Raw genomic sequence first — 5,023 nt, forward strand, 5'->3', positions numbered from 1 at the left:
GTCACGGCCCGGGCGGTTCCAGTGGAAAGGCTCACTCGCCGAGGCGGGCGAGCTCCTCGTCGACGATCTTCGGGTCCAGCTTGCGGAAGAGCGGGGTCGGCGGGGCCAGCGGGGTGCCGGGCCGGATGGGGGTGGACTCCCAGCGGGCCGCGCCCTCGTAGGACCCGGTGATGACCGGGTAGCTCCGGCCGTCTTCGTCGACCTCCTTCATCTCCGGCATGCCGGACCAGACGCCCTCACCGCCGAGCATCGCGTAGATCTTGTTGGAGGAGGTCGGCAGGAACGGGGTGAGCAGGGTCTTGGCGTCGTCGACCACCTGCAGGGCCACGTGCAGGATCGACTTGACCCGCTCCGGGTCGTCCTTGATCTTCCAGGGCTCCTGCTCGGCGAGGTATCTGTTCGCCTCGCGCACCACGTCGAACGCCTCGTTGACCGCGTTCTTGAAGCGGGAGCGGTTCAGCTCCGCGCCCACCGGGGCGAACGCCCCGCGCGAGCGGGCCAGCAGCGCCCGGTCGGCGTCGGTCAGCTCGCCCGCCTCCGGGATCGCCCCGAAGTTCTTGGCCGCCATGGAGATCGAGCGGTTGACCAGGTTGCCCCAGGCCGCGACGAGCTCGCCGTTGTTGCGGTTGAGGAACTCCGACCAGGTGAAGTCGGTGTCCTGGTTCTCCGGCCCGGCGACCGCGATGTAGTAGCGCAGCGCGTCGGCGTCGTAGCGGGCCAGGAAGTCGCGCACGTAGATGACGACCTGCCGAGAGGAGGAGAACTTGCGCCCCTCCATGGTCAGGAACTCACTGGAGACCACCTCCGACGGGAGGTTCAGCGCGCCGAGCGAGCCCGCCGCGCCGCCCTTGCCGCCCTGGCCGTTGTAGCCGAGCAGCAGGGCCGGCCAGATCTCCGAGTGGAAGACGATGTTGTCCTTGCCCATGAAGTAGTAGCCGCGGGCCTCGGGGTTCTGCCACCACTGCCGCCAGGCGTCCGGGTCTCCGGAGCGGCGGGCCCACTCGATGGACGCGCTCAGATAGCCGATGACGGCGTCGAACCAGACGTACAGCCGCTTGTTCGGCTGGTCGCTCCAGCCCTCCAGCGGGATCGGCACGCCCCAGTCGAGGTCGCGGGTGATCGCGCGCGGCTGCAGGTCGCCGAGGAGGTTGAGCGAGAACTTCAGCACGTTCGGCCGCCACTCGCCCTGCTTCGACTGCAGCCAGGTGCCGAGCACCTCGGCGAAGGCGGGCAGGTCGAGCATGAAGTGCTCGGTCTCCACGAAGACCGGCTTCTCGCCGTTGATCCGGCTGACCGGGTTGATCAGCTCGATCGGGTCGAGCTGGTTGCCGCAGTTGTCGCACTGGTCGCCGCGGGCCCCGTCGTAGGAGCAGATCGGGCAGGTGCCCTCGATGTAGCGGTCGGGCAGGGTCCGGCCGGTGGACGGCGAGATCGCCCCCATCGTGGTCTTGGGGAAGATGTAGCCGTTGGCGTGCAGGCCCTTGAAGATCTCCTGCGCCACCGCGTAGTGGTTGGCCGTGGTGGTCCGGGTGAACAGGTCGTAGGACAGGCCCAGGGCCGTGAGGTCCTCGGCGATCAGCCGGTTGTAGCGGTCGGCGACCTCGCGGACGCCCAGACCCTCCTTGTCGGCCTGGACCTGGATGGGGGTGCCGTGCTCGTCGGTCCCGCTGACCATCAGGACCTTGTTGCCCGCCATTCGCTGGTAACGGCTGAAGACGTCGGACGGGACGCCGAATCCGGAGACGTGCCCGATGTGGCGGGGGCCGTTGGCGTACGGCCAGGCAACTGCGGTCAGGATGTGCTGGGACATGGTTACCAGCCTAGAGGCTGTCTTGTGAATCTTCCGCCCGATACGGGCCCCGGCGCCCGGCGGGGCGGGTCGTACGGCCCGCCCCGGCCACCGGTCACACGCGTCCCCGCCGCCGGCCGCACCCGCCCTCGCCGCCGGTCACACCTGCCCGTTGCCCGCGGTGTTCTCCACCGGGACGGCCGCGCCCGCGGCGGTGTCCCTGCTGACGGCCTCGGCGGCCTCCTCCGCGGCGGAGGCGGCCACGTCCATGGGCGTCTCCCTCGTGCGGCGGATGCCCAGGATGCTGATGAACAGCGCGGCGAAGACGGTCTGGAAGCTCATGATCAGCGCGGTGGCCGCGGGCACCGCGATGCGCAGCGACTGCGACGGGATCAGCTGGCCGAAGCTGTGGGTCTGCCAGTGCACCAGCGAGGCCGCCAGCCCGGCCACTCCGGCCAGGGCCAGCAGGCCGCCGGCGACCAGGCCCTTCTCCAGGGAGACGATGTCGACGAGCTTGCGCACCCGCCTGTCCTCGGGCAGGAAGCCCTCCTCGGCCGCGTAGACCTTGGTGAACAGGGCGAACAGCACCGCCTGGAAGCCGGCCACGACCATGGCCGAGGCGCCGACGAGGGTGGTGACGTCGAAGCCGATCCTGCCGATGTAGATCGGGCCGAAGGTCAGGGCGGTGCCCAGGACCAGGCCGAGGACCATCATGACCAGGCCGGGGATGAAGAACAGCCAGCGCGGGCTGTACAGCAGCAGGAAGCGCAGGTGGCGCCAGCCGTCCCGCCAGGAGCGCAGGTGCGGGGGCCGGCTCCGCCCGTCCGGGGAGAGCGTGGTCGGCACCTCCCGCACGTCCAGGCCGGCGAGCGTCGAGCGCACCACCATCTCGCTGGCGAACTCCATGCCGCCGGTCTGCAGGCCGAGGCGGAGGATGGAGTCGCGCCGGAAGCCGCGCAGGCCGCAGTGGAAGTCGCCGATGGCGCTGGGGAAGAACAGCCGGCCGATGAAGGAGAGCACCGGGTTGCCGAGGTAGCGGTGGAGCGGGGGCATCGCGCCCGGTGCGATCCCGCCCTTGAAGCGGTTGCCCATCACCAGGTCGGCGCCGTCGCGCAGCTGCTCCACGAAGGGCAGCAGCGCGGTGAAGTCGTAGGAGTCGTCGGCGTCACCCATGATCACGTAGGTGCCGCGGGCGGCGCGGATGCCGCCCATGAGGGCGTTGCCGTACCCCTTGGCGTCCACGTGCACGACCCGCGCCCCGGCGTCGCGCGCCAGCTGCTGCGAGCCGTCGGTGCTGCCGTTGTCGGCGATGAGCACCTCTCCGTCGATCCCGTGCTCCCGCATGCAGGCCAGGGCCTTGCGCACGCAGGTCTCCACGGTCTCGGCCTCGTTGAGGCACGGCATGACCACGGTCAGTTCCACGTCTCGAACCCTTCCATCACGGCACAGGCAATCCCACCATGATGCCCGGTCCTCCGGGTGCCCGCACCGGGTCCCCCGAACGGCTGGCATTCTGTTGTGCATGGTGACCGTCGCGGATCCTCCGCCTCCGGCCGGTGGGCGCGCGCGCCTGCGGGCGTTCCTGCGCCGCCACCGCGTGTTCGCGGCCGTCCTGGCGGCGGCGTTCGTCCTGCGCGTGGTCACCATGCTCGGGTACGGCCCGGCGCTGTGGTTCAACGACTCCTACGAGTACGTCTCCGGGGCCGTCAACCCCGACAGGCCCAGTGCCCTGCGCCCGAACGGTTATTCCTTCTGGCTGCTGGCCCTGCGGCCGTTCCACAGCTTCGCCCTGGTGGCCCTCACCCAGCACCTGATGGGCCTGGCCACCGGCGTGCTCGTCTACGCGCTGCTGCGCCACAGGTTCGCCCTGCCCGGCTGGGGGGCCGCGCTGGCCGCGGCGCCGGTGCTGTTCGACGCCTACCAGATCCAGCTCGAGCACATGATCATGTCCGACACCATGTTCATCCTGCTGGTCGTGGGCGTCATCACGCTGGTGCTCTGGAACCGGAGGATGTCCTGGTGGATGGGGGGGCTGGTCGGCCTGCTGCTCGCGGTCACCGCGCTGACCCGCTCGATCGGCCTGCCCATCCTCGCCCTGGTCGTGGTCTATCTGCTGGTCAAGCGGACCGGGTGGAAGCCGATCGCGGCCATGGTGACGGCGTGCGCGCTCCCGGTCGCCGGCTACATGGCCTGGTTCGCCTCGGCGCACGGCAACTTCGCGATGACCAACAGCGACGGCCCGATCCTCTACATGCGGGCCGCGAAGTTCGCCGACTGCAACGAGATGGGGGTCGACAAGCGCAGGGAGCTGATGCTCGCGCTGCTGTGCATCAGCGAGCCGCCGGACAAGCGCTCCTTCTCCGGCCAGAAGTACCTGTGGTGGGCGCAGAACGGCCAGCGCTTCCACGCCTTCGGGGTGGGCACGACCTTCACCCCGGAGATGAACAAGGCCGCCGGGGACTTCGCCAAGCGGGCCATCCTCTCCCAGCCCGGCGACTATCTCGCCGTCGTGGCCGGTGACTTCTTCCGCGCCTTCCACTGGGGCCGGCCGCGCTTCCCCGACGCCCAGACCTACCTGCAGTACGAGTTCCCGTTCGAGGACAAGGTGCTGCCCGCCTGGTCCGCCCCCAAAGGCAGCACCACCGACAAGGACGCCCTGGTCTACGACCCGGGTCTGCGGGTCAAGGAGATCCGCGGCAAGCCGAGCGTGGTCGGCACCGACGTGCGCGACCCGTGGGCCGCCTTCATGCAGGGCTACCAGCGGATCGTCCGGCTGCCCGGCACCGCGCTCGGCGTGCTGCTGCTGGTCGGCCTGGCCGGGGTGGCGGTGCGCTGGCGCACGCTGGGCGGGCCGGTGCTGCTGCCGTGGCTGGCCGCCTTCGGCCTCATCCTGGCCCCCGCGGCGACCGCCGAGTTCGACTACCGCTACCTGCTGCCCGCGGTGCCGCTGGCCTGCCTCGCCGCGGCGATCACACTGCGCCCGCGGCGCCGGGCTCAGGGCTCGTACCAGCGGCGGGTGAGCATCCGGGCGTACCAGTCGGCGTAGGGGATGTCCTCCGCGGTGAGCACCGGATACAGCCACCAGAGGTTGGCCAGGGCCAGCAGCGTGAAGGTGCCGGCCGCCGCGGCCCCCAGCGCCCTGCGGTTGGGTGGTGCGGTGGCGGGGCCGATGACCAGGCCGGCGGCCAGCGTGACGGCCAGCACCATGAACGGCACCATCGGGACCGCGTAGAA

The 5,023-nt window shown here is 70.6% G+C and carries 3 protein-coding genes and 1 pseudogene; 1 reads left to right on the forward strand and 3 read right to left on the reverse strand.

Features of this window, described 5'->3' with window-relative positions; genetic code table 11:
• Positions 1 to 31: 31 nt before the first annotated feature.
• The gene (gene metG, locus ACFOWE_RS09285; protein ID WP_377286782.1) at positions 32 to 1,810 is read right to left on the reverse strand and encodes a methionine--tRNA ligase; all 1,779 of its coding nucleotides are present in this window, start codon (positions 1,808 to 1,810) and stop codon (positions 32 to 34) included.
• Between the two features lie 138 nt (positions 1,811 to 1,948).
• Positions 1,949 to 3,211: a glycosyltransferase family 2 protein gene (locus ACFOWE_RS09290; RefSeq protein ID WP_377286783.1), complete on the reverse strand. Its 1,263-nt coding sequence runs from the start codon at positions 3,209 to 3,211 to the stop codon at positions 1,949 to 1,951.
• Between the two features lie 100 nt (positions 3,212 to 3,311).
• Between ACFOWE_RS09290 and ACFOWE_RS09295 the strand changes: the two genes are divergently transcribed.
• Positions 3,312 to 4,835 carry a hypothetical protein gene (locus tag ACFOWE_RS09295; protein WP_377286784.1) on the forward strand — a complete coding sequence of 508 codons (1,524 nt, stop codon included), beginning with the start codon at positions 3,312 to 3,314 and terminating at the stop codon, positions 4,833 to 4,835.
• Here the strand turns inward: ACFOWE_RS09295 and ACFOWE_RS09300 are convergent.
• Positions 4,784 to 5,023, reverse strand: a pseudogene (locus tag ACFOWE_RS09300) (phospholipid carrier-dependent glycosyltransferase); the annotation flags it as partial. The gene ACFOWE_RS09295 and the pseudogene ACFOWE_RS09300 overlap by 52 nt on opposite strands.

It is taken from the genome of Planomonospora corallina (assembly GCF_042650625.1).
Lineage (GTDB): Bacteria > Actinomycetota > Actinomycetes > Streptosporangiales > Streptosporangiaceae > Planomonospora_B > Planomonospora_B corallina.